Source organism: Actinophytocola sp., from assembly GCF_009379765.1.
GTDB lineage: Bacteria > Actinomycetota > Actinomycetes > Mycobacteriales > Pseudonocardiaceae > Actinophytocola.
Genome location: NZ_WHTD01000073.1, coordinates 15,767 through 38,974, shown reverse-complemented (window position 1 = coordinate 38,974; position 23,208 = coordinate 15,767). Strand labels below are relative to the sequence as shown.

The following is a 23,208-nucleotide window of genomic DNA, read 5'->3' as shown; positions in this document are numbered from 1 at the left end:
CGGGCGGCGGCCCGCCAGGGCCCTGCGGTCCGCCGGGACCACCCGGTCCCTGCGGCCCGTTCCCGCCCGGACCGCCGCCGCGCCCCGGCGGTCTCGGCGGCTGCCCCGGCGGTGGCGTCCTGCCCGGCCGTGGTGGAGTGCTCACCGACATCCGCTCGATCTTCCCCTCGTAGGTTTGCTCCGGGCGGATCGATCGTGCCGGTTCGTGGAGAACCGACATGCAACCGATGCCTGTGGGTCTATCCTGCGGAACGGTACCGCGAGCGGGGAGCAGTAGAGGCGAGAATGCCATCGACACCGACCACCAAGTCCCAGGTTCAGGCGTATCGCTTCGTGCTGCGCCGAATGCAGTCGGCGTTGGTCCGCAAGGACGCGGTGATGCTGCACGATCCGATGCGCACGCACAGTCGCGCCACCATCGTGGGGGTGTGCCTCGCGGCGTTGGGTCTGCTCGGCTTCCTGATCTGGGGGATCCTGTCGCCCAAGGCGACGGCGCCCAGCAAGGACGGCATCGTCATCGGCAAGCCGTCCGGCCAGGTCTACGTCCTGGTGGCCAAGCCGGAGAAGAAGCTGATCCCGACGTTCGACCTGGCCTCGGCCCGGCTGCTGCTCTACGCGCAGTCGCTGGCCGCGCAGGACCAGGAGAACCAGGGCGGTGCCGGCGCGGCGGCCGCCGGGGGCAACACCGACGTCAAGGCGCCCACGGTCGTCGACGACAACGAGCTGCGCGACATCCCGAGAGGCCGCCTGGCCGGCATCCCTGACGGGCCGGACCTGCTGCCGAGCAACGACCAGCTGATCGACCCGTACTGGACGGTGTGCGACCAGTACATCCTCGACACCGACCTGCCCGACCCGGCCAGCGAGAACAAGGTGGAGACCACCGTGATCGCCGGCGTCGACGACCTCGGCCCGGAGCTCGAGGAGAACGAGTCGCTGCTCGTGCAGGCGCCCAACGACGAGGTGTACCTCGTCTACCGCACCCCGGGGACGGCGAACCTGCCGAACACCAACACGGTGCGCGCCAAGGTCAACATGGACGACCAGTACGTCAGAACGGCGCTGGACATCGACAACGTCGACATCCGCAAGATCACCACAGGCGTCCTCAACGCGATTCCGGAGAAGGCCGAGCTGGAGACTCCACGCATCGAGGGCCGGGGCGAGAAGCCGGACTTCGACATGGGCGAGGACCTCGCCATCGGCACCGTGCTCAGCGTGCAGCCCACCGGCGAGGCGCCCGCTTACTACGTCGTGCAGCGCGACGGCATCGAGAAGATCAGCCAGGTCACCGGCGACCTGATCCGCTACTTCGACAGCATCGGCGCGCCCGACCCGGTGCGCCTGTCGCCCGCGGTGGTCAGCCGCAGCCCGGAGGCCGCGAACCACATCGACGACACCACGTTCCCCTCGCGGCGCACCGAGGTGCTGACGGCGCAGAACTGGCCGGTGGCGTGCCTCGGTTGGACCGTGAGCGGCGATGGCAACGGCAGGATCGAGCGCACGTCGGTGCACGTCGGCAAGGCGGTGCCGGGCGTGCCGACGGACTCCGCCGGCAACCCGGACTCGGTGCCGGTGTCCACGCCGAGCGCGGACGGCACCCGGATCGACCACTTCTACATGCCGCCCGGCCGGGCGGCGGTGGTCCGCCAGTCCACGTCGAAGGAGGACTTCGGCACCGGGCAGATCACGCTGGTCTCCGACCGCGGCGTGAAGTACGGCGTGCCGGACGAGGCGACCGCGCAGGTACTCGGCCTGAGCGACCAGGAACCGGCGCCGAGAGCGATCATCCAGCTGTTGCCCGACGGCTCGTCGCTGTCCGCGAAGGACGTCGAGCAGAGCTTCGACTCCGTGCCGTACGGCCAGGGCCAGTACCCGAGCGAGTCGGAGCAGGCCGAACAGGGCGGCGGCTGAGCCCGACTTCCGGCGGTACGGGAACCCGCCCGGTTGTCCTATCGTCGGACCACCGACGTCTCCGCCGTCAGCCGAGAGGGTGCGCCCGTGACCGGGATCAAGTTCGACGCCGAATGGGTCGGCGGCTACGCCGAGCTCACCGCGAAGAGCGCCGAGGCGCTCGGTGAGGGCGTGCAGACGATGGCCACCGACCCGCTGACCGACGAGTCGTTCGGCCAGCTCGGTCGTACCGTGCGCACCACGCAGGCCTACTCGCGCGCCGCCGGGCAGCTGCGTGACCAGCTGACCCGCGCGGTGGAGGCGTTGACGTCCGCGTCGACCGGCCTGGGGCAGGTCTCCGCGATGTACGTGGACACCGACGAGACGAGCGCGTCGGCCATGCGCCGCGAGCCGGGCCGAGGCTGAGGGGGTCGACGTGGTCGCGACGCAGGAGAACGAGCCGGTTCCGGTCGGTGCGGAGGACTCTGCGGAGGTCACCGCGGAGCGGGTGCCGCAGCCGCGGCCGGCGGTCGCGCCGGCTGGCAACCAGGACGGTCAGGGGAGCCCTGGTGGCCAGGACGGCAACGACATCGCGAACGACTTCGCCGGGCATCTGGACTACCTGTCGAGGCTGGCGCACGACCTCGGGGTGTCGGATCCCGTGGAGGAGTACTTCGCGCCGGTCGTCGGCCGGTGGAGCGACCTGTCGGCAGAGGCCGACCGCTGGCGCCTGGTCGGCGACGCGGCCGACGAGGTCACCGAGGCGCTGAACACGCCGCTCGGCAAGCTCGACGCGGCGTGGGACGGCGAGGCGGCGGACTCGTTCATCGCATACATGCAGAAGGTCGGGCTCGCCGGCCAGGACCTGTCCGACGCCATGCTCGGCATCGCCGACGCGCTCGACATCACCGCCGAGGGCATCCGGGAGATCGTGCAGCAGCTCGCCGGGGTGCTCGGCGAGACCGCGGAGACGGCGTCCGAGGCAATGGTCATGCCGGTGCAGGGCGACGACCGGACCCGGCAGTACCTGGACCTGATGCGGCGCCCGACGAAGGAGCTGTTCGAGTCGGTCCGCCAGGTGCTCGAGGCGTTCGTGGAGCTGTGCGAGGGGATCGACGGGTCGCAGGAGTTCCAGAAGATCACCATGGCGCACCCGTTCCCGGAGCAGAACTGGGCGTTCGAGCAGCCGAAGGTCCCCGAGACGCCGAAGCCGCCTGCCGTGGACGGGACCGACGACAAGACCGAGGCGGCCGAGCTCGGCGCGGGCGGCGGTGGCGGCGGCGCCGGTGTGGGCGGCGGTGGTGGCGGCGTGGGTGCCGGTGCCGGTGGGACGAGCATGAGCCCCGGCGGCTACACGGTCGCCACCGAGCAGGCCCCGGTCCCGAAGCCGGAGGGGACGGCCGCCGCGGCGGCAGTCTCGTCCTCCGGGACCGGCTCGGGGGCCGCGCGCGGCATGGGCTCGGGAATGATGCCGATGGGCATGATGGGCGGCATGGGCCAGCAGGGCAGCGGCGACCACAAGTCGCGGACCCACGTGGTGGGCGACCCCGAGGACATCTTCGGCCAGCCGGAGAAGGCCTCGAGCCCGGTCATCGGCGACGACGACTGAGCCGCCGCGACGCCACCCGCCACGGGCGCCTGCCCGGTCCTGAATGTTGGACTCGCGGGTCCTGAGTGTTGGACTCGCGGGCAGGGTGATCTCTAGTGGGGTGCGCCGGTGCCGGCGCCGTCCGGGACCACGTTCGGTCCCAGTGCGATCAGCACGGTGATCACGACGAGCCACGTGAGCACGAAGGCGAGTATCCAGAAGCGGGGGTTGGTGAGTAGCCGGGGCACGGGGAACCTCCCTCAGGGTATGGGCGGGTTACCAAGCTGGGATGGCGCGCTCCAGCTACAGCCATCGGTTCCGGCGGAATATTCGGTACAGGATCAGACAGCACCCGAGGATCACGAGGATCACCATCGGGTAGCCGAAGCGCCAGCGCAGCTCCGGCATGTAGTCGAAGTTCATGCCTTCGACGCCGACCACCATCGTGGGCACCGCGATGATCGCCGCCCACGCGGTGATCTTGCGCATGTCGCTGTTCTGCTGCAGCGAGATCTTCGCGAGCGTCGCGTCCACCAGCGTGGTGAGCAGCTCGTCGAAGCTCGCCACCCGCTCGGAGACCGTGGTGAGGTGGTCGTCGACGTCGCGGAAGTAGGAGCGGACCTGCTCGGGCACGAGCGGCGTGTAGCCCTCGGTGAGCCTGCGCAGCGGCACGGCGAGCGGCATGACGGCCCGGCGCAGCTCGAGGATCTCCCGCTTCATCAGGTACATCTGCTCGGCGCCGATGGGGCTCCGCGGCGCGAACACGCTGGCCTCGATGACATCGATGTCGTTCTCGAAGGACTCGCTGACCGCGAGGTAGGAGTCCACGACCCGGTCGGCGATGCCGTGCAGCACCGCGGCGGGCCCGACCCGCAGCCGCTCCGGCTCGGACTCCATCTCCTCGCGCAGCTTCGCGAGGCCGGAATGGCTGCCGTGCCGGACGGTGACGATGAAGTTCTTGCCGAGGAACGCCATGATCTCGCCGGTCTCGACGATCTCGTTGGCCGTGGTGGGCGAATCGTGGTCGATGTAGCGGACCGTCTTGAGGACCATGAACAAGGTCTCGTCGTACCGGTCCAGCTTGGGCCGCTGGTGCGCGGTGACCGCGTCCTCGACGGCCAGCTCGTGCAGACCGAACGTGTCCGCGACACCCTGGATCTGCTCGTCGTCCGGCTCGAAGAGGCCGATCCACACGAACCCGTCCCGCCGCTTGCGTACCTCGGCCACCGCGTCCGCGTGCGAGAAGCGGCCGGGCAACCGCTTGCCGTCGACGTAGACCGCGCAGTCGATGACGTGCGCGGTCTGCTCGGGGGTGGTGGCCTGGGCGACCGGCCGGCGGCTGTTGCGCCCTCTCAGGCCGCCGAGCGAGGGGATGGCAGGCATGGGTCGGTCCTCCAGCGTGCTACGTCGGGTCAACGACGCGCCAGAGATCTCCGGCGCCGGAGCGTCCGGCCGGAACCGTGGGGCCTGCCTCAGCTGACCTTGCCGGCGAGGACGCGGGTCTTACTGCAACCAGTTGCGCCGTCATGGTTATGCGGGTCGCTCACGCATCCTCACCTCCTCGGGTCACAGGGTGCGGGGTCACTCACACACCAGTTGTCGACCTTACTCCACCTGGCAGACTGCCCTGAGTTCGGACGGTCGCCGGCGAGTACGGAGGGCAACGGGTGCAGTTCGGTCGCTACTACGAGGAGTTCGAGGTCGGCGCGGTCTACAAGCACTGGCCGGGCAAGACCGTCACCGAGTACGACGACCACCTGTTCTGCCTGCTCACGATGAACCATCACCCGCTGCACATGGACGCCAACTACGCCGAGAACACCACCGACTTCGGCAAGAACGTCGTGGTGGGCAACTACATCTACTCGCTGCTTCTCGGCATGTCCGTGCCCGACGTCTCCGGCAAGGCGATAGCCAACCTGGAGGTCGAGTCGCTGCGGCACGTGAAGCCGACCTTCCACGGCGACACGATCTACGGCGAGACCGAGGTGCTGGACAAGACGCCGTCGAGGTCCAAGGACGACCGGGGCGTCGTGTACGTCGAGACCCGCGGCTACAAGCAGGACGGCACCGTGGTCTGCGTCTTCCGCCGCAAGGTGATGGTGCCCAAGCGGTCCTACGGCGAGACTCGGGGAGGCGAGCAGCCCGGCCGCCCGGACCCTGCGGCAGACTGGGCGACGTGACCCCCGCCACGCTGGAGGAGATCCGCCGACGCCTGCGGCGGTTCGCCGACCTGGAGACGGTGGCGACGTCCCCGCTCTACAGCCACCTGGCCGGGAACGCGGCCGACGACGACGAGATCGCCGGCCTGCTCACCGCGACCGAGATGCCGTCGGCGTCCCCGACGCTGCTGTTCGCCGCGGTGCACCGGGTGCTGCAGGCCGAGCCGTTCCACGAGCTGACCAACTACTACCCGTCGCTCGGCGGCAGCTACGGCCCGGACGGCGGGACCTGGCCGTTGTTCCGGACGTTCGTGCTCGACCGCGCCGACCGCGTCCGCGACCTGGTCGCGACGCGGATCACCCAGACCAACGAGGTCCGTCGGGCCGCGCTGCTGTACCCGGCGGTGGCGATCGCCGCGAAGCAGGCGGGCAAGCCGGTCGGCCTGCTGGAGGTCGGGACCTCGGCGGGCCTGCTGCTGGGCATGGACACCTACGCCTACCGCTACCAGACCCAGCAGGCCGGTCAGCTCGCCGCCGGGCCCGCCCGGTCGACCGTGGGCCTGCACTGCGCGCTGGCGCTGGCGCCCGGCGCGACCCTGCCGTCGATCCCGAAGAAGATCGCCACCGCGGCGAAGATCGGCCTGGACCCGAACCCGGTCGACCTGACCGACGAGGAGCAGTACGCCTGGCTGGAGGCGTGCATCTGGCCGGACCAGCCGGAGCGCCTGCGGCTCTTCGGGGCGGCCGCCGCGGCCCAGCGCAAGCTCCCGCCGGAGCTGGTGGCCGGCGACGCCGTCGAGGACCTGGGCGCGGTCGCCGCCAGGATCCCGGTCGAGGTGCCGCTGGTGGTGCTGACGTGCAGCGTGCTGTGGCTGTTCGACACCGAGCGCCGGGCGGCGTTCCTCGCGGCACTGGACGCCGTGGCGGCGAGCCGGCCGCTGTGGTGGGTGAGCCAGGAGGGTTACCGGGCGTCCCTGGAGCCGCTGCTGCCGAACCGCGACGACCTCCGGCCGGGCGAGGGCGAGGCGCCCTTCGGCACCCTGGGCCTGGTCCGCTGGGCCGACGGCAGCCCCGTGGCGAGCGCCCTGGCCAAGACCGCGCCGCACGGCGAACGCATGGAATGGATCGTCTAGTGTCGCGTGATCCTGTTCCTTTGCGTCCGCTGTGGATCAACGTGGCTCCTGGCTAGGCGGAGGAAAGCCGCTCGTACTGGATGTACTTGGGCTTTTCTCCAACGCGGCCAGGGCCGCGTTGGCCGCAGCGGCGTAAAGGTTTCAGGGTCACGCGACACTAGTGTCGCGGTACCGCCCGCCACTCGCGAAGCGTCGTCGCCAGCTCGTCGACGAGCTCGCCGTGTCGCTCCATCGTGTCGAAGTCGGTCAAGTTCACCCAGTCGGCGTCCGCCGCGTCGTCCCCGGCCCGCAGCGAGCCGCCGACCACCACGCAGGCGTAGTCGAAGATCTCGAAGACCCCCGAGGGGGCCGGCCTGCGGACCGAACCGATCAGCTCGCCGGGCCTGACGTCGAGTCCGGTCTCCTCCTGGAGCTCCCGAACAACGGCCTCGGAGTCCGTTTCGCCTGGCTCCACGCGACCGCCGGGAAGCGACCAACGACCCCGGCCGGGCTCGGAACCGCGCTTGATCAGCAAAAGCAGTCCCGCAGCGTCATGCACGATGGCACCGACACACCTGATCATCGGAATATCAACAGCCGTCACGAACACGCAGCGTAGCCGAAATGCTGTACCACACGGCGGGGCTGCCCCAAGAGCGGGACTACTCTCCCCTTCGAGCGCCCGGTGCGGTACAAGTGTTTCAGGGCTTGTCAGCCAACCGACGATCACGGATCACGTAGGACACGGAGTAGCTCGCGGTGAATGTCAAGAAGGTTCTGATAATTTCCGGCGCGGCGTTGGTTGTGTTCTTTCTCGTGACCCAACCGGTCCAGTCCGCGGCGCTCGTGACGTCCATCCTCAACACGCTGAAGGATGCCGCCGAAGCGGTGATTACGTTCGTACGCTCGGTTTTCCAGACCTGATCCGGGTACCGTCGAACCATGTTCGCGCCACGCGACTCCGACGAGTACCTGCTGGACTCCGAGCGCCGGGTCATCCGGGTGCGCCTGCACTGGGCGTGCCTGGCCTGGGACATCTTCGAGGCGATCGCGCTGCTGGCCGTCGCGGTGATGATCTCCTACCTGCTGCCGCCGTCGCTGTGGCTGGTGCAGAACATCCTCTGGTACGCGGCCCTGTTCGTGGTCCTGCGCTTCACCTACCTGGTGCTGTCCTGGTGGGTCGAGCGGATCGTGGTCACGGACAAGCGGGTCATGATGACCACCGGCATCATCACGACGAAGGTCCTGATGATGCCGATCACCAAGGTCACCGACCTCACCTACAAGCGCACGCTGGCCGGCCGCCTGCTCGGCTACGGCACGATGGTCGTCGAGTCGGCCGGTCAGATCCAGGCGCTGAACAACATCGACTACCTGCCCAAGGCCGAGCAGGTCTACGACGCCATCTCCGAGCTGGTCTTCGGCAACAAGGAGGAGCAGGCGGCCAGGTTCTCGATGATCAAGGCGCAGCGGCTGGCCCGCCGCAAGCCAATGGTGGGCTGACCGGGCCGTTGTCCGAGGCCTCACGTTGAATAGCTGGCGTGAGGATCGATCTGCACACCCACTCGACCGCGTCCGACGGCACCGACACCCCGGCTGAGCTGGTCGCCAACGCGGCCGCGGCCGGCTTGGCCGCGCTGGCGATCACCGACCACGACACCACCTCCGGGTGGGCCGCGGCGGTCGCCGCGCTGCCACCGGGGCTGCGGCTGGTCCGCGGCGCCGAGCTGTCCTGCGTCAGCTCGGACGGCCGCGGCGGCCACTGCACCGTCCACCTGCTCGGCTACCTGTTCGACCCGGAAGCCGACGCAGTGGTGGCCGAGCACGCGCGTACCCGGGCCGACCGCAGGGTCCGGCTGGCCAGGATCGCGGCGAAGATGACCGCGGACGGGCTGCCGATCGACGCCGGCGCGCTGCTCGACGACCTGCCCGAGGGCTCGACGGCCGGTCGCCCGCACCTCGCGATGGCGCTCGTCCGGGCGGGGGTCGTGGCGTCGGTCGACGAGGCGTTCTCGCGCTACCTCAACGACCGCGGCCGCTACTACGTCCCGAGCTCGCGCACCCCGGTGGAGGACTCGATCGAGATGATCGGCGCGGCGGGTGGGGTCACCGTGCTCGCGCACGCGTTCGCCCGTCACCGCGGGCCCACGGTCACCGCGGAGGTCGTCAAGGAGCTGGCCGGGGTGGGTCTGCACGGAGTGGAGGTCGACCACCCCGACCACGACGAGGATGCCCGCGCCGAGCTGCGCGGGCTGGCCGCCGACCTCGACCTGGTCATGACCGGCTCGAGCGACTACCACGGCACCAACAAGGTGATCGGCCTCGGTCAGGAGTCCACCGCGCCGGAGATGCTGGACGCCATCGCCGACCGCGCGACGGGCGTCGAGATCGTCACCGGCCGATGAGCTTCGATGTCCGCCTGTTCACCGAGGTCACGATCACGCTCGTGGTGATCATGGACCCGCCGGGCACCGTGCCGGTGTTCCTCAGCCTCGTCGGCCGCCGCCCGCGCCCGGCACGGCTGCGCGCCGCCCGGCAGTCCGTCCTGGTGTCGCTGGGCGTCATCAGCCTGTTCGCCATCGGCGGCGAGGCGATCCTGTCCTACCTGCACATCGGTATCCCCGCGTTGCAGGGCGCGGGCGGCCTGCTGCTGTTGCTCATCGCGTTGGATCTGCTGACCGGCCGGGACGCCAACCAGCCGCAGGCCGTCGACGACGTCAACGTCGCCATGGTTCCGCTCGGCACCCCGCTGCTGGCCGGCCCGGGCGCCATCGCGGCGACGATCGTGTTCGTCCGGCAGGCCGACGGCCAGGTCGGGTCCTACCTCGCGCTGGCCCTCGCGATCGTCGCGGTCCACCTGGTGCTGTGGCTGTGCCTGCGGTACTCCGGCGCGCTGATCCGGGTGATCAAGGACAGCGGGATCACGCTGCTGGCCAAGATCGCCGGCCTCCTTCTCGCGGCCATCGCGGTCCAGCTGGTGGCCGATGCGGTACGCGGTTTCGTGGGCTCCTCCTGAGTGTCTGCCCGAGTGTCGGTGGGCTGCTCTACGGTTGGTGCCGTGCAACTCGGGTTCGACGCCATGCCGCGCAAGCTCATCAAGGTCACCCCGTCGCGGCTGTCGACCTGGATGGACTGCCCGCGCCGCTACCGGATGGCCTACCTCGACCGGCCGACGCCGCCGCGCGGGGGCGCGTTCGCGCACAGCACGCTGGGCGCGGTGGTGCACAACGCGTTGCGGGCGTTCTTTGACCTCCCGGTGCGCAGGCGGACCCCGGAGGCCGCGGCCGCCCTGGTCGGCCAGCACTGGATCGACGAGGGCTTCGCCGGTCCGCAGCAGGCGGCCACCTACCGCGACCTGGCGGCCGGCTGGGTGTCGGACTACATCGCCGAGACCGACGTGACGGACGACCCGATCGGCCTGGAGCGCTGGGTGTCCGCCCCGATCGGCACGATCGTCGCCGAGGGCCGGGTCGACCGCATCGACGAGCGCGACGGCGAGCTGGTCATCGTCGACTACAAGACCGGCCGGGCCGCGCTCACCACGGACGACGCCAGGGCGTCGCAGGCCCTGGCCCTGTACGCGCTGGCCGCGCGCCGCACGCTGCGCAGGCCGTGCCGGCGGGTGGAGCTGCACCACCTGCCGAGCGGGACGGTCGCGGCGTGGGAGCACACCGAGGCGTCGCTGACCAGGCACAGGGAGCGGGCCGAGGAGGTGGCCGACGAGTTCAAGCTGGCGACGGATACCCTCAACGCAGGTGGCGACCAGGATGTGTTGTTTCCGGCTCAAGTGGGAAGACAGTGTTCCTGGTGTGACTTTCGGCGCAGCTGCCCCGAGGGGCAGGCCGCGGGCCCGCAAGCGGAGCCGTGGGCCATGCTCGCCCGTGCCGACGAGGTGAAGGGATGACCCCGTGTCAGAACCGATGAACTCGCCCACGGTGCCCCTCGCGGCCTCGGGTGCCACGACGGTGGCCCTTGCCGCGGAGCCACCGGCGGCCCTGCGCAGGACCCCCCACGGCGGTTTCGGCCGCGAGCTGGCCGGTGCGCTGACCGTGGGCCTGTCGGTACTGGCGATCGTGGTCCTGGTGTTCCAGATTCTGGCGTGGATCCGCGACGTGCCCGGCCCGGGCGCCGCGATGGTCGGCGGCCACCTGGGCGCGGCGGTGCTGGCGGTGCTGGTCCAGCGCGTGGCCGACCGCGCGACGGGCTGGCTGGCCGCGGTGGCCGCCGTCGCCGTGGTCGTGATCACCGGAACCACGATGTGGCTCCTTTGGTGGGCCTGACCTTCAGGCGGTCAGCCAGGAGCGCCAGGTCGGGATCAGGGTCGCCAGGAGCTCGTCCGGGTTCTCCACGTTCGGGGAGTGGCGGGCGTTCGTGATCACTGCGAAGTCCGCGTCCAGGCGGTCGGCCATGTCGCGCTGGGTGGACACCGACCACGCGTCGTCGCCTTCGCCGCAGGTCACGAGGCACGGGATGCCCGAGGTGTGCAGCACCCGGGCCAGCGACGAGACCATGTCCGGCTCGGAGCGCAGTGCCCGCGCCTTGCCGAGCAGCGCCGCGGGCCGGCAGCGCACGAACCGCTCCCGCATCAGCGCCGCCAGCTCGGGCGAGCTCCCCGGCCCCGGCGGCGCGGCGGCGTCGAGCTGCTCGCGCAGTACCTGAGCGGCTTCGACCCCGAACTGCCGTATCGCGGGCTCGCCGGCGTCCAGGGCCTGCCGCCGCGCTCCGTCCGGCAGCTCGCCGGGACCGGAGCCCATCAGGGTCAGGCCGACGATCGGCGCCCCCGCGAGCACCGCGCCGCGCGCCACCAGGCCGCCGTAGGAATGCCCCAGCAGCACGACCGGGTTCCCCTCGGCGGCGAGCTTGCCCACCAGGTCGGCGACCACCGACCCGAGCGGAGCCGGCAGGTATGCGTCCTCGTCGTCAGGCCCGGCGGACTCGTACTGGCCGGGCAGGTCGATGGCCACCGCGTCGAGGCCGGCGCCGGCGATGGGATCCAGCAGCGGCGCGAAGTCCTCCTTCGACCCCGTGTACCCGGGCAGCAGCAGCGCCGTCGCGGTGGGGGTGGCGGCCTTGGCCCGCAGGGCGGCGACCGGGCCGTACTGGCCCGGCAGGTCGATGCGGCGACCTCGGTGCGGGCTGATCTGCGACGGTGTACTCACCCTTCGAGTGTGCCCCATGGTGGCTCGAACCGGCGTAGAGCGAAGGTGAACTCACCGGGTCAGCGCAGCGCCACGAGCGTTTCGCCGCGTTGCTCGTAGACCATCGGGCCCAGCGTCGACATCGTCACCGGCCCGGTGTAGCCGCCGCGGTCGACCGGGATCGTGCCGACCGGCTTGCCGTCGGCGGGAGCCAGCACGGCCAGGCCGTCGGTGACCGGCACGAGCATCCGGCCGGCGAACGCCGTGCCGGGGCCTATCGCGTTCTCGACGGTCCACAGTGGACTGAGGTCGGTCATGGACAGCGCGATCGTGCGCGAGCCGGTGAACCAGTAGACCGCGCCCGGCGTGCGGGTGGTCGCCACGGTGTGCCCGGCCGGGTCGCCGTCGAGGTCACCGGGCGCCAGCGACAGCGGGTGGGTCGCCACTCGCTCGCCCTCCTCGTCGAACACCACGAGCCGCGCCGGGTCGGGTAGCACGACCGCGGTGCACAGCTGCACGTCGTTGTCGTCCTCGGCGTCGATGCGGCACTCGTTGCTCATCGCCACCACCCGCGCGCCCTGGCGGCCGAGCACGACGCTGGACTCGACCTCGGGCTTCTCCGAGTCGTCGTTGCCGGTCGCCCGGTACACGGTGAGCCGGTCGGTGGCGTCCTGCGGGCAGCGCTCGACCACCGCGATCCGGGCCTGGACCACCGCGACCGAGCCGTAGCCGCACCCGGTCCGCGGCTGCTTGTCCGGGTTGACCACCGCCGGGACCTTGCCGTACTCCATCGTCTGCACGAGGTCCGAGCGCCACGTCGTGATCAGCCTGCTGCCGGTGGTGGTCACGTAGCTGCCGTCGAACAGCAGCCGGGTGTCGAGCTCGGCGTCGGAGTCGCGCTGGCCGGCGAACGGCTTGTTCCGGTTCTCGTCCGGCTCCGGCGGCTTGCCCCGCTTGCCGGTGTTCGGGTCGAACGAGGTGACCTCGCTGCAGCCGCCGGACTTGCGCGGGTCGTCCGAGGGCAGCAGGTTCGACGACTTCGCGTAGACCGCGACCGCCATCGTCCAGGCCGAGGACACCGTGCACAGCGGCAGGTCGCGGGAGTACTTCCAGCGGACGTCGCCGGTGAGCGGGTCGCGGCCGACCACGTCGCCGCCGTCGCCGGTGACCAGCGTGGTCTTGGTCGTCACCGGCACGGGGGTGGCCGGGCTCCTCGCCCGCCACGCCTCGCCGAGCGAGGGTGGGAACGTCTCGGGCAGCGCGGGTTCGGTGGCCACGCCCGAATAGGTCTGCGACGTGGTCTCGCGGATGTCGCTCGACTGCCACACCAGGACCCCGACGACCAGCGCCGCGACCGCGATGAGCGCCGCGAACGCGACGTCACGCTTGCGGCGGAAACGGGAGCGCTCGACCGGCCCGTACCTGTCCGGTTCCACGCCCCCGTCGAGCGCGTCCTCGTCCCCGATGTCGTGGGTCACGGGGTGTCAGTCTGCCGAAGGCGCTGTTTCGCTCGTGTTGGGTGCCTCGCCCGCGGTGTCGACGCCGCCTCGGCTGCGCCGGCGACGGCGCTGCTGGCGCGCGGGCCGGTCGGACCGGCTCGCCGGCGAGGTGCCCGGGTTCTCGGTGGTCGGCTCGGCCTGCTGGCTCTCGCCGCCCCGGCTGCGCCGACGCCGCCGCCGCTGCCTGGCCTCGCCGGACTCGCCCTCGGTGGCCGCGCCGCCGGTGGCCTCGCCCGTGACCCCGGTGCGCCGGCGCCGGGTGCGGCCACGGCCCTTGCCGCCGCCCAGGTCCTCCTCCGGCTCGGCGGCCAGGCCCACGCGGGTGCGCTTGGCCAGCGGCAGCCGGCCGGTCGAACCCGCGGGGATGCCCAGGTCGGCGAACAGGTGCTCGGAGGTGGAGTAGGTCTCCACCGGCTCCGGGATGCCCAGGCCGAGCGTGTCGCTGATGAGCTTCCAGCGCGGCTCCTCGTCCCAGTCGACGAGGGTGATGGCGACGCCCTCGCGACCTGCCCGGCCGGTGCGGCCGATGCGGTGCACGTACGTGCCGTCGTCCTCGGGACACTGGAAGTTGATCACGTGCGTGACGCCCTCGATGTCGATGCCGCGCCCGGCGACGTCGGTGGCGATCAGCACGTCGACCTTGCCGGCGCGGAACGCGCGCAGGGACTGCTCGCGGGCGCCCTGGCCCAGGTCACCGTGCACGGCGGCGACCGCGAACCCGCGTTCCGCCAGGTCGTCGGCCACCTTCTGCGCGGTCCGCTTGGTGCGGCTGAAGATCATCGTGAGCCCGCGGCTCTCGGCCTGCAGCGCCCTGGCCACGATCTCGATCTTGTCCAGCGAGTGCGCCCGGTAGACGAACTGCGCGGTGCGCTCGTGGATCGCGCCCGCGTCGGTCTCCTCGGCCCGGATGTGCGTCGGCTGGGTGAGGAACGTGCGGGCCAGCGTGATGATCGGGCCCGGCATGGTGGCCGAGAACAGCATCGTGTGCCGCTGCGCGGGGACCATCCGCAGGATGCGCTCGATGTCGGGCAGGAAGCCCAGGTCGAGCATGCGGTCGGCCTCGTCGAGCACCAGCGCGCCGACCTTGCCGAGCACCAGGTGGCGCTGTTCGGCCAGGTCGAGCAGCCGGCCAGGGGTGCCGACCACGATGTCGACGCCCTTGCGCAGCGCCTCGATCTGCGGCTCGTACGGGCGGCCGCCGTAGATGGACAGCACCCGCACGCCGAGGTACTTGCCGGCGTCGGCCATGTCGTGGGTGACCTGCAGGCACAGCTCGCGGGTCGGCACCACGACCAGGACCTGCGGCGTGCCGTCGCCCGGGGCGGTGATCCGCTCCAGGAGCGGCACGCCGAAGCCCAGCGTCTTGCCGGTGCCGGTGCGGGCCTGGCCGATGACGTCCTCGCCGGCCAGTGCCAGCGGCAGGGTCAGCTCCTGGATCGCGAAGGTCCGCTCGATGCCGGCCTCGGAAAGCGCCCGGACGATCTCCTTGCGCACGCCGAACTCGGCGAACGTGGGGGAGTCGTCGCGCACGGGGGCGCCGGCCTGCAACGGGTGCGAGGTGTCCGCGTCGGGGACCCCGGCCTCGCTGTGCTCCAGCGTGACGGGGTCCACCTTGGTTGAGTTGTGGTCGGTCTCGATGTCGTTGTCGGGGTTGTCGTTGACGGTGATGAGCTTCTCTCCCTTTAGTCCAGCGCGCCGCCGCCCTGGACGGGCCGCTCGACCGCACCTAACTGATGCGGGAGGGCCGGCGAGGCGCGCACACCCTCTGTACGCGGCTTTCGCAAGCTCGCGTCCTGGCCAGTCTACCTGCGCCCATGGCCGGATACCCTCTGGCCCATGAGCGACGCGGCTGGTGAGGTCGGGACGACCGCCGGGAAGGGTGGCATCGACCCGGGGATCGTCGACCTGCTGGGCGTGCTGGCCTACGGCGAGCTCTCCGCGTTCGACCGGCTGTCCGAGGACGCGCGCACCGCCCCCACGCTGCCCGGGCGCGCCGCGCTGTCCGCGATGGCCGCCGCGGAGATCGGCCACTACGCACGCATCGAGGCCTTCCTGGCCGGGCACGACGTCGACGTGCAGGACGCCATGCGGCCGTTCATCGGGCACTTCGACACCTGGCACGCCTCGACCGCGCCGCGCTCGTGGCTGGAGTCGCTGGTCAAGGCCTACGTCGGGGACGGGCTCGCGGCCGACCTGTACCGCGAGATGGCGAGCTGGCTCGACGAGGAGACCCGCGAGCTCGTCACCGAGGTGCTCGCCGACACGGGGCACTCCGCGTTCGCCGAGCGCGAAGTCCGGGCGGCGATCGGGCGGGACCGGACCGTGCGCGACCGGCTCACGCTGTGGGGCCGCCGGCTGCTGGGCGAGGCGTTGACGCAGGCCCAGTACGTGGTGGCCGAGCGGGACGGGCTCGCGGAGCTGATCGTCACCGGGACGGGCGACCTCGCGGGAATCGCCGCGCTGTTCCGGAGGTTGCAGCAGGCACACGGCAGGCGGATGACCGCGCTCGGTCTCGGCTAGCCTTGTCAGGTCGAACGCATGCAGTCGAGGCGGAGGTCTTCGTGGAGGTCAAGGTCGGAGTCGCGGACACCGCGCGGGAGATCGTGCTCAACAGCACGCAGTCACCGGACGAGATCGAGTCCCTCGTCGCGGCCGCGCTGAAGGACTCCGCCGGCACGCTCAGCCTGGTCGACGACAAGGGCCGCCGGTTCGTGGTGCCGACCGCGCGGATCGCCTACGTCGAGATCGGCACCGCCGACAGCCGCCGGGTGGGCTTCGCCACGTAGGTCATCTCAGCCGGCGTTCCTCAGCCGGCGTCGTCCCGGCGCACCTCGGACAGCTTGACGACCTTGTTCACCTCGAGCGGCTTGTTCGGGTCGAGCACGATGCCGTTCGCGCGGGTGAAGCCGTCGATCGCGGACCAGATGATCTGCGTGAGGTACTCGACCACGGCGTCGCGGTTCATCGTGCGCCGCTCGAGCCACCACTCGCTGACGTTCTGCACCATGCCGACGATCCCGTGCGCCCACGGCTCGGCGCCGCCGGAGTCCATGTCGAGCGCGCGCAGGTAGTCGCCGAGCAGGGCGGAGAGCGCGTTGGCGATGAGCTCCTTGTCCTCGGCGACGATGTCCTGCTCGACGGCCGTCTTCGCGAACGAGCGGCGCACCAGCACCCGGTAGAGGTGCGGGTGCTCCTCGACGGTGGAGAAGAACGCGTCGAGGCTCTTGCGGATGCGCGGGACCGGGGCTTCCTCGTTGTTCATCGCCGGGATGAGCCGGTCGAAGAGGATCTCGGTGCCGCGCTGGCCCAGCGCGACGAACAGGTCGGCCTTGTCGGCGAAGTGCCGGTAGAGCACCGGCTTGGTGACCCCGGCCTCCGCGGCGATGTGGTCCATGCCGACGTCGGGCCCGTGCTCGGCGAGCGCCCGCATGGCCGCCTCGACGAACTCCGCCCGCCGGGCCGCCCGGTGCGACCGCCAGCGGTCCCGTCTGGCGTCCCCGGTGCTGTCGGCTTCTCTGGATGGACCGGACATCCTGCGAACGCTACTCCTGCCGGCCGGACCGCCGACCGGACGTCCTCGCCCGCCGGAACACCTCGACGCCACGCCACCGACGAAGCCGATCGCGGTGGCGGCCCACCCGGTTGCCGCGGCGGCGTCCACGACGAGGAAGCGGCGCGGCCGGTAGCCGAGCGCGGTGAGCTCGCCGGTGACCCGGCCGAGCACGTCGACCATGCCCGTCACGGGTCGATGCCGACCGTGCGCGGTGCCCGCGCCGCGTCGTCCGGGTGACGATCCGGCGGACGCCGGGAGACAACCGGGAGCGTCAGGGGTTCTGCAGCGGGAAGCCGCCGCCGATGCCCTTCCAGGCCAGCGTGGAGATCAGCGCGACGGCTTCCTCCTTGGCCATCGACCGGTTGTTGGCGAGCCACGACCGGGCCGCCACCTGGCTGATCCCCACCAGGCCGACGGCGAGCAGCGACGCGCGCTCCTCGTCCAGGCCGGCGTCGGCGGTGATCGTGGCGGTGATGGCGGTGACGCAGGCGTCCGTGCCCCTGTCGATCGCGGCCTGCACCGCGGGCTCGCCACGCAGGTCGGACTCGAACACCAGCCGGTACGCCTGGCTCTCGCCGTCGACGAAGTCGAAGTACGCGCTGACCGCGTTCTGCACCCGCAGCTTGTTGTCGGTGGTCGACTCCATCGCGTCGGTGACCCGCATGATCAGCTCGTCGACGTGCATCTCCAACAGCGCCATGTACAGCTCGAGCTTGCCGGGGAAGTGCTGGTAGAGCACCGGCTTGGACACCCCGGCCCGCTCGGCGATCTCGTCCATGGCGGCCGCGTGGTAGCCGTTGGCGGCGAACACGTCCTGCGCCGCGCTGAGCAGCTGGGCGCGCCGCGCCGTACGGGGCAGCCGCGCCGCCCGGTTCGCCTGGGCCTGCCCGGCCAGTCCCTGCATCGTCTCCGACATGCCGCCTCCCACGCGCGTGACTCCTTCCGGGCCGGGATTGCCGACCCGTGCGGGTGATATGACACTACTCGTGGGTAACGCACATCCGCGACGCTCTGGCTAAGAGGCCGCGCAGATGGGCTGGTGGATGCCCGCCGTGCCCATCTGCGCGGCCTCTCAGTCACGGATACTGGTGGGATGAGCACCAGCGCCGCGGCCAGGCCTCCGGTCACCTTCGTTCCGCTGTCCGACGCCGTGCTGCCACCGGTGGACATGACCATTCCGCCCTGGCCGGGTGCGGACCAGACCTCCGGCGGGGTGACCCTGCACGTGCGGCGCACCCCGGGCCCGGCCTCGGCCGACACCACCGCGGTCTACGTGCACGGACTCGGCGGGTCGGCCACCAACTGGACCGACCTGGCCGGCCAGCTGTCGGGCTACGTGCCGGGCATCGCGATCGACCTGCCCGGGTTCGGCCGCACCGAGCCGCCGGAGCGCTTCGACTACTCGATGCCGGCGCACGCGGACACCGTGGCCCGGTTCGTCCGTGGCCTGGACGCGGGCCCGGTGCACCTGTTCGGCAACTCGATGGGCGGCGCGATCTCGATGCTGCTCACCGCCCGGCACCCGGAGCTGGTGCGCACGCTGACCCTCATCTCGCCCGCGATGCCCGATCTGCGGCCCTCCCTGTCGCGGATGTCCGACCCGCGGCTCACGGTCGCCTACCTGCCGCTGGTCGGGCCCACCGTGCGCAGGCGCATGGCGAGGGAGCACCTGGACACGCGGGTGATGCGCCTGCTGAACCTGTGCTTCGCCGAGCCGGACCGGATCCCGGAGTCGCGCAAGCGCGAGGCGGCCGACGAGTTCCGCGAGCGGGAGCGGCTGGTGTGGTCGAACCCGGCGCTCGCCCGCAGCACGGTGGGCCTGTTCCGCACCTGGCTGGTGCCGAAGTCCCGCTCGCTGTGGACGATCGCGCCCACCATCGATGTGCCGACGCTGGTCGTCTGGGGTGCCAAGGACAAGCTGGTGACCGTCCGCAAGGCCCCGAGGACCGCGCGCCTGCTGCCCCGCGGCCGGCTGCTGGTCCTGCCGCGCACCGGGCACGTCTCCCAGATGGAACGCCCCGGCACGGTGGCCCGTGCGGTACTCGGCATGTGGGAGCAGACCGCCGGCGGCGCCTGGTGAGCTACGTATGGGCGGCGGTTTTCGTTCAACACCGTGAAGGGACTCACTCGGGTGGGCTCGGTCGGGCATAGCTGACCAGGGCTGTGGCACCCTGTTTGCGTGAACAGACGGGCGACGCAGGATCGGTACCGCGCGGGCGGCCGCCGGACCTCGGCGCAGCCCCTCGCGGCGTCCTGGCGTCCCACCGACCAGCCGGGCCGTGGCCACCAGCCGAAACGGCCCATGCGCAAGCGTGGCGTCAAGGGTTTCGTGGCCACCTACGGCTGGCGGGTCTACGCGGTGCCGGTGCTCGTCGCGCTGACCGTGCTGGTGCTCATCCAGACCTCCGGCAAGGACGGGGCCGGCGCGCGCGCGGAGAACGCGGCCGCCGACCAGCGGGTCGTCGGCGGGGACGCACCGGACCAGGACGTGTCGGAGAAGCCCAAGGTCACCGAGCAGCCCGCGGTGCCGCCCAACCTGAAGATCCCGACCGCCGAGCTGCCCAAGGGCGCGTCGTACACGCAGCGCGGCCAAGGCGTGTGGGCCGTCCTGCCCGGCCGAGGCAAGCGCATCGGCGCCGGCGAGCTGTTCACCTACACGATCGAGGTCGAGCGCGGCATCGACCTCAAGCCCTACGGCGGCAACGACTCCTTCGCCTCGCTGATCGACACCACGCTCGCCGACCCGCGCGGCTGGCCGTCTCTCGGTGAGGTGTCGGTGCAGCGGGTGGACGGCGACGAGGAGCCGGACATCCGGATCAGCCTGTCCACCCCGGACACCGTGCACAAGGCGGAGTACTGCGGCTACTCGATCAAGTACGAGTCGTCCTGCTGGCGGCGCAGCGAGAGCCGGGTCATGATCAACCTGGCCCGCTGGGTGCGCGGCGCGGTCGCGTTCGGCGGTGACATGGGCAACTACCGGTCCTACGCGATCAACCACGAGATCGGCCACGCGTTCGGCAACGGGCACGTCGGGTGCGCCAAGAACGGCGACCTCGCGCCGGTGATGATGCAGCAGACCTTCGGCGTCGCCAACAACTACGTCGCGCAGCTCAACGACAAGGCCGACCAGGCCGATCCGGTCGCCGCGGACGGCAAGGTCTGCGCGTACAACCCGTGGCCCAACCCCCAGGCGCGCCCACCCGGCTGATCCGCGGACGGCTCTCGCTGGGCGGTTCCCGCAATGTGGGAGCCGAGGAAGACGCGATGGGACGATTGCGTTGAACCTGAGCAGACTGGGGAGCACGGGTACGCGCGTCGAGGAGGAACCATGGCAGGCAGTTTGCCGCCGCTGGTGGAACCGGCTGAGGAGCTGACCAAGGATGAGGTCGCCCGCTACAGCCGGCACCTGATCATCCCGGATGTCGGGGTGGACGGGCAGAAACGGCTCAAGAACGCCAAGGTGCTGGTGGTCGGCGCCGGCGGGCTCGGCAGCCCCGCGCTGCTGTACCTGGCCGCGGCCGGGGTCGGCACGCTGGGCGTCATCGACTTCGACATCGTCGACGAGTCCAACCTGCAGCGCCAGGTGATCCACGGCGTCTCTGACATCGGCAAGCCCAAGGCGCTGTCGGCCAAGGAGTCGATCGCCGAGATCAACCCGCTCGTCACGGTGAACCTGCACCAGGAGCAGCTCACCACGGACAACGCGCTGGACGTCTTCCGCGGCTACGACCTCATCCTGGACGGCACGGACAACTTCGCCACCCGCTACCTGGTCAACGACGCGGCGGTGCTGCTCGGCAAGCCGTACGTGTGGGGCTCGATCTTCCGGTTCGAAGGCCAGGTGAGCGTGTTCTGGGAGGACGCGCCCAACGGCCAGGGGCTGAACTACCGCGACCTCTACCCCGAGCCGCCGCCGCCCGGGATGGTGCCGTCCTGCGCCGAGGGTGGCGTGCTGGGCGTGCTGTGCGCGTCGATCGGCTCGGTCATGGTCACCGAGGCGATCAAGCTGCTCACCGGCATCGGCGAGCCGCTGCTGGGCCGGCTGATGGTCTACGACGCGCTCGAGATGTCGTACCGCACCATCAGGATCCGCAAGGACCCGGAGTCCAAGCCGATCGAGGGTCTCATCGACTACGACGCGTTCTGCGGCGTCGTCTCGGATGACGCCCAGCAGGCCGCGGCGAACCACACGATCACCCCGCGCGAGCTCAAGGAGAAGTTCGACCGGGGCGACGACTTCGCGCTGATCGACGTCCGGGAGCCGCACGAGTACGAGATCGTGAAGATCCCGAACTCGGTGCTGATCCCCAAGGACGAGATCCTGTCCGGCGCCGCGCTGTCGCGGCTCCCGCAGGACAAGCCGATCGTGTTGCACTGCAAGTCCGGCGGCCGGTCCGCGGAGGCACTCGCCGCTCTGCACAAGGCCGGTTTCAAGGACGCGGTGCACGTGGGCGGCGGGGTCCTGGGCTGGGCCCGGGACGTTGACCCGAGCCTGCCGACGTACTGATTCGACGCTCTCGACGCATGTGGTGGGCCGCGTGGTCCGCGGCTCACCACACGTGCGCACTCGATGATCCACTTCTCACGAGGTAGCGTGCGGGATCGTGAGTGCGTCCCCACCGCCCCTGCACGTACGTGCGGCATTCGGCGCCAAGGAGATCGAGCCGGAGCTCGTCGACGCCGGGCCGCTGTGGCGGTGCGGCGACGTCGTGCTGCGGGCGGTCACCAACCCGGCCGAGGCGTCGTGGGTCGCGCAGACCCTCGGTGACCTGCACGTTCCCGACCTCCGCATCGGCCGGCCGGTCCGGGCGAGCGACGGGCGCTGGGTCGTCGGCGGGTGGGTCGCGTTCCGCCATGTCGATGGCCGCCCGGAGCCGCGCTACGACGAGGTCGTCGCCGCGTCCCTGCGGCTGCACAAGGCCACCGTCGACCTGCCGGTCCCACGTTTCCTGTCCGCGCGGGTGGACGTCTTCGCCATGGCCGACCGGGCCGCGGCCGGCACCGAGGACGCGCCGCTGGACGCCGCGCTCGGCGGGCGGCTCTTCGACATCCTCGCCGGGTCGCGCAAGCCGCTCGGCGCGAAGCCCCAGGTGGTGCACGGCGACCTCTTCGGCAACGTCCTGTTCGCCGGGGACGCGGCGCCCGGGATCATCGACTTCACCGCCTACCACCGGCCGGCCGAGTGGGCCGCCGCCGTGGTCGTCGTCGACGCGCTGGCCTGGGGTGGCGCCGACGACGGAATCCTCCGGCGCTGGTCGCACCTGGCCGAGTGGCCCCAGGCGCTCCTGCACGCCGTGCTCTTCCGGCTCGCCGTGCACGCCCTGCACCCGCACTCGACCGAGCAGTCCCTGCGCGGCCTCGAGCGCGCCGCGCACCAGGTCACCGAGCTGTGACCTGGTGTCCCCCACCGGGAGTCTGTTGCGTGAGTCGGCGAGTCCAGGTTTCTGCTGGCAAGGCGCCGGTTCGTCCTCGTACCGGGTTGTCCTCGGGCGGACCGGCAACGCCGCCGGCAGGAAGCTGGGCCGGCGAATCGAGTGACGAACGTCCGGCGGGGGACACTAGCGCCCGAACACGTACCACAGCATCTCGGCGCACACCTGCAGCGGCCTGCCGTCCATGATCACCGTGCCGACCAGCAGCAGCACCGCGGTCACCCCCACCGCCGCGGCGTTGACCCTCTCCGGCCGTAGCAGCATCGCCGCGACCAGCACGAACGGCAGCCCACCACCCACATAGCCCAGCACCAGCTGGGCCGGGAGCGTGAACCTGCCGGCGAACGTCGCCGCGGCCGCGAAGGCCCAACCGACCAGCCCGGCGCCACCCACCAGCACGGTCCACAGCGCCTGCCCGCGCCCCGTGTCCGGGAGCCAGGTGACCTCGACCGTTCCCCAGCCGAGCAGGGCGAGCGCGGCGAACAGCGCCGCGAGCATCCCGACCACGCCGACCTGGGACAGCACCGGCAGCCTGTCCAGCGGCAACACCAGGGAACCGCCCCGGCCGAGGGTGAACAGCACCGCGAGGGTTCCGGTCGTCGCCGACCCCACCACCCACGTCCCCACCAGCTGCCGTCCCACGGTATTCATGGTTCGCTCCGTTCCTCCGCTACTCGCTGTCTTCCCGCGTCCAGACGGCGAACGCTCCGTCACTCTCGCTCACGGTGCCCATTGGTTCGCTTCGTTCCTCCGCTACTCGCTGCCCCCGCCATCCAATGACTCGCTCCGTGCGATGCTCGGCGCTGGCGCGCCTGCGCTTCCTGTGTTCGA

At 71.2% G+C, this 23,208-nt stretch carries 26 protein-coding genes; 17 read left to right on the top strand and 9 right to left on the bottom strand.

Annotation, left to right across the window (positions count from 1 at the left end; all coding sequences use genetic code 11):
* Window positions 1-285: 285 nt before the first annotated feature.
* The 3 genes from eccB (at window position 286) to GEV28_RS22155 (ending at window position 3,502) form a co-directional block, all read left to right on the top strand.
* A complete protein-coding gene (gene eccB, locus GEV28_RS22165; RefSeq protein ID WP_291414032.1) occupies window positions 286-1,914 on the top strand; it encodes a type VII secretion protein EccB in 1,629 nt (542 codons plus the stop codon).
* Between the two features lie 87 nt (window positions 1,915-2,001).
* A complete protein-coding gene (locus tag GEV28_RS22160; RefSeq protein WP_291414031.1) occupies window positions 2,002-2,319 on the top strand; it encodes a hypothetical protein in 318 nt (105 codons plus the stop codon).
* Between the two features lie 10 nt (window positions 2,320-2,329).
* On the top strand, window positions 2,330-3,502 hold the full coding sequence (locus GEV28_RS22155) for a hypothetical protein (RefSeq protein WP_291414030.1): 1,173 nt from the start codon (window positions 2,330-2,332) through the stop codon (window positions 3,500-3,502).
* A 92-nt stretch (window positions 3,503-3,594) separates the two neighbouring features.
* Here the strand turns inward: GEV28_RS22155 and GEV28_RS22150 are convergent, their stop codons facing one another.
* Together GEV28_RS22150 and GEV28_RS22145 are read right to left on the bottom strand one after the other, a co-directional pair.
* A complete protein-coding gene (locus GEV28_RS22150) occupies window positions 3,595-3,729 on the bottom strand; it encodes a hypothetical protein (protein WP_291414029.1) in 135 nt (44 codons plus the stop codon).
* Window positions 3,730-3,784: 55 nt separating this feature from the next.
* Window positions 3,785-4,864: a magnesium and cobalt transport protein CorA gene (locus tag GEV28_RS22145; RefSeq protein ID WP_291414028.1), complete on the bottom strand. Its 1,080-nt coding sequence runs from the start codon at window positions 4,862-4,864 to the stop codon at window positions 3,785-3,787.
* Between the two features lie 284 nt (window positions 4,865-5,148).
* Here GEV28_RS22145 and GEV28_RS22140 point away from each other — a divergent pair, with 284 nt between their 5' ends.
* Window positions 5,149-5,664 (top strand): MaoC family dehydratase, encoded by a 516-nt coding sequence (locus GEV28_RS22140; protein ID WP_291414027.1) that lies wholly within the window; start codon window positions 5,149-5,151, stop codon window positions 5,662-5,664.
* Window positions 5,661-6,776, top strand: a complete 1,116-nt coding sequence (locus GEV28_RS22135; RefSeq protein WP_291414026.1) for a DUF2332 domain-containing protein — start codon at window positions 5,661-5,663, stop codon at window positions 6,774-6,776. Before GEV28_RS22140 ends, GEV28_RS22135 begins: the two co-directional genes overlap by 4 nt.
* A 157-nt stretch (window positions 6,777-6,933) precedes the next feature.
* On the opposite strand, the gene GEV28_RS22130 is transcribed toward GEV28_RS22135, so the two are convergent.
* Window positions 6,934-7,338: an NUDIX domain-containing protein gene (locus GEV28_RS22130; protein WP_291414036.1), complete on the bottom strand. Its 405-nt coding sequence runs from the start codon at window positions 7,336-7,338 to the stop codon at window positions 6,934-6,936.
* Between the two features lie 176 nt (window positions 7,339-7,514).
* Between GEV28_RS22130 and GEV28_RS22125 the strand changes: the two genes are divergently transcribed.
* From GEV28_RS22125 to GEV28_RS22100, 6 genes are all read left to right on the top strand, one after another.
* Window positions 7,515-7,679, top strand: coding sequence for a hypothetical protein (locus GEV28_RS22125; protein ID WP_291414025.1), 165 nt, complete (start codon window positions 7,515-7,517; stop codon window positions 7,677-7,679).
* A gap of 18 nt (window positions 7,680-7,697) precedes the next feature.
* A complete protein-coding gene (locus GEV28_RS22120; protein ID WP_291414024.1) occupies window positions 7,698-8,258 on the top strand; it encodes a PH domain-containing protein in 561 nt (186 codons plus the stop codon).
* Window positions 8,259-8,296: 38 nt separating this feature from the next.
* Complete coding sequence (locus GEV28_RS22115; protein WP_291414023.1) at window positions 8,297-9,160, top strand: PHP domain-containing protein; 864 nt, start codon at window positions 8,297-8,299, stop codon at window positions 9,158-9,160.
* The gene (locus GEV28_RS22110; protein WP_291414022.1) at window positions 9,157-9,771 is read left to right on the top strand and encodes a MarC family protein; all 615 of its coding nucleotides are present in this window, start codon (window positions 9,157-9,159) and stop codon (window positions 9,769-9,771) included. The genes GEV28_RS22115 and GEV28_RS22110 overlap by 4 nt, the downstream gene beginning before the upstream one ends.
* Before the next feature lie 63 nt (window positions 9,772-9,834).
* Complete coding sequence (locus tag GEV28_RS22105) at window positions 9,835-10,659, top strand: PD-(D/E)XK nuclease family protein (RefSeq protein ID WP_291414035.1); 825 nt, start codon at window positions 9,835-9,837, stop codon at window positions 10,657-10,659.
* A gap of 4 nt (window positions 10,660-10,663) precedes the next feature.
* Complete coding sequence (locus GEV28_RS22100; RefSeq protein WP_291414021.1) at window positions 10,664-11,035, top strand: hypothetical protein; 372 nt, start codon at window positions 10,664-10,666, stop codon at window positions 11,033-11,035.
* 3 nt (window positions 11,036-11,038) lie between these two features.
* Here GEV28_RS22100 and GEV28_RS22095 read toward each other — a convergent pair whose 3' ends face one another.
* Genes GEV28_RS22095 through GEV28_RS22085 form a run of 3 tightly spaced genes read right to left on the bottom strand, consistent with a single transcriptional unit; the run spans window position 11,039 to window position 15,003 of the window.
* Window positions 11,039-11,914 (bottom strand): alpha/beta fold hydrolase, encoded by an 876-nt coding sequence (locus GEV28_RS22095; protein ID WP_291414020.1) that lies wholly within the window; start codon window positions 11,912-11,914, stop codon window positions 11,039-11,041.
* A gap of 59 nt (window positions 11,915-11,973) precedes the next feature.
* On the bottom strand, window positions 11,974-13,371 hold the full coding sequence (locus GEV28_RS22090; protein WP_291414019.1) for a hypothetical protein: 1,398 nt from the start codon (window positions 13,369-13,371) through the stop codon (window positions 11,974-11,976).
* Between the two features lie 6 nt (window positions 13,372-13,377).
* On the bottom strand, window positions 13,378-15,003 hold the full coding sequence (locus tag GEV28_RS22085) for a DEAD/DEAH box helicase (protein ID WP_291414018.1): 1,626 nt from the start codon (window positions 15,001-15,003) through the stop codon (window positions 13,378-13,380).
* A gap of 225 nt (window positions 15,004-15,228) precedes the next feature.
* Here GEV28_RS22085 and GEV28_RS22080 point away from each other — a divergent pair, with 225 nt between their 5' ends.
* Complete coding sequence (locus GEV28_RS22080; protein ID WP_291414017.1) at window positions 15,229-15,912, top strand: ferritin-like fold-containing protein; 684 nt, start codon at window positions 15,229-15,231, stop codon at window positions 15,910-15,912.
* Between the two features lie 41 nt (window positions 15,913-15,953).
* Entirely contained in the window at window positions 15,954-16,178 is a 225-nt protein-coding gene (locus tag GEV28_RS22075; RefSeq protein ID WP_291414016.1) for a DUF3107 domain-containing protein, read from the top strand.
* 20 nt (window positions 16,179-16,198) lie between these two features.
* On the opposite strand, the gene GEV28_RS22070 is transcribed toward GEV28_RS22075, so the two are convergent.
* Together GEV28_RS22070 and GEV28_RS22065 are read right to left on the bottom strand one after the other, a co-directional pair.
* Window positions 16,199-16,924, bottom strand: a complete 726-nt coding sequence (locus GEV28_RS22070) for a TetR/AcrR family transcriptional regulator (protein WP_291414034.1) — start codon at window positions 16,922-16,924, stop codon at window positions 16,199-16,201.
* A 292-nt stretch (window positions 16,925-17,216) separates the two neighbouring features.
* On the bottom strand, window positions 17,217-17,861 hold the full coding sequence (locus tag GEV28_RS22065; protein WP_291414015.1) for a TetR/AcrR family transcriptional regulator: 645 nt from the start codon (window positions 17,859-17,861) through the stop codon (window positions 17,217-17,219).
* A 177-nt stretch (window positions 17,862-18,038) separates the two neighbouring features.
* On the opposite strand from GEV28_RS22065, the gene GEV28_RS22060 reads away from it, so the two are divergent.
* The 4 genes from GEV28_RS22060 (at window position 18,039) to GEV28_RS22045 (ending at window position 22,338) form a co-directional block, all read left to right on the top strand.
* Window positions 18,039-19,025, top strand: a complete 987-nt coding sequence (locus GEV28_RS22060) for an alpha/beta hydrolase (RefSeq protein WP_291414014.1) — start codon at window positions 18,039-18,041, stop codon at window positions 19,023-19,025.
* 99 nt (window positions 19,026-19,124) lie between these two features.
* On the top strand, window positions 19,125-20,153 hold the full coding sequence (locus GEV28_RS22055; protein WP_291414013.1) for a DUF3152 domain-containing protein: 1,029 nt from the start codon (window positions 19,125-19,127) through the stop codon (window positions 20,151-20,153).
* A gap of 120 nt (window positions 20,154-20,273) precedes the next feature.
* Window positions 20,274-21,452 (top strand): adenylyltransferase/sulfurtransferase MoeZ, encoded by a 1,179-nt coding sequence (gene moeZ, locus GEV28_RS22050; protein ID WP_291414012.1) that lies wholly within the window; start codon window positions 20,274-20,276, stop codon window positions 21,450-21,452.
* A gap of 97 nt (window positions 21,453-21,549) precedes the next feature.
* Window positions 21,550-22,338: a TIGR02569 family protein gene (locus tag GEV28_RS22045; protein WP_291414011.1), complete on the top strand. Its 789-nt coding sequence runs from the start codon at window positions 21,550-21,552 to the stop codon at window positions 22,336-22,338.
* A gap of 165 nt (window positions 22,339-22,503) precedes the next feature.
* Here GEV28_RS22045 and GEV28_RS22040 read toward each other — a convergent pair whose 3' ends face one another.
* Window positions 22,504-23,028 (bottom strand): hypothetical protein, encoded by a 525-nt coding sequence (locus tag GEV28_RS22040; protein WP_291414010.1) that lies wholly within the window; start codon window positions 23,026-23,028, stop codon window positions 22,504-22,506.
* Between the last annotated feature and the right edge of the window lie 180 nt (window positions 23,029-23,208).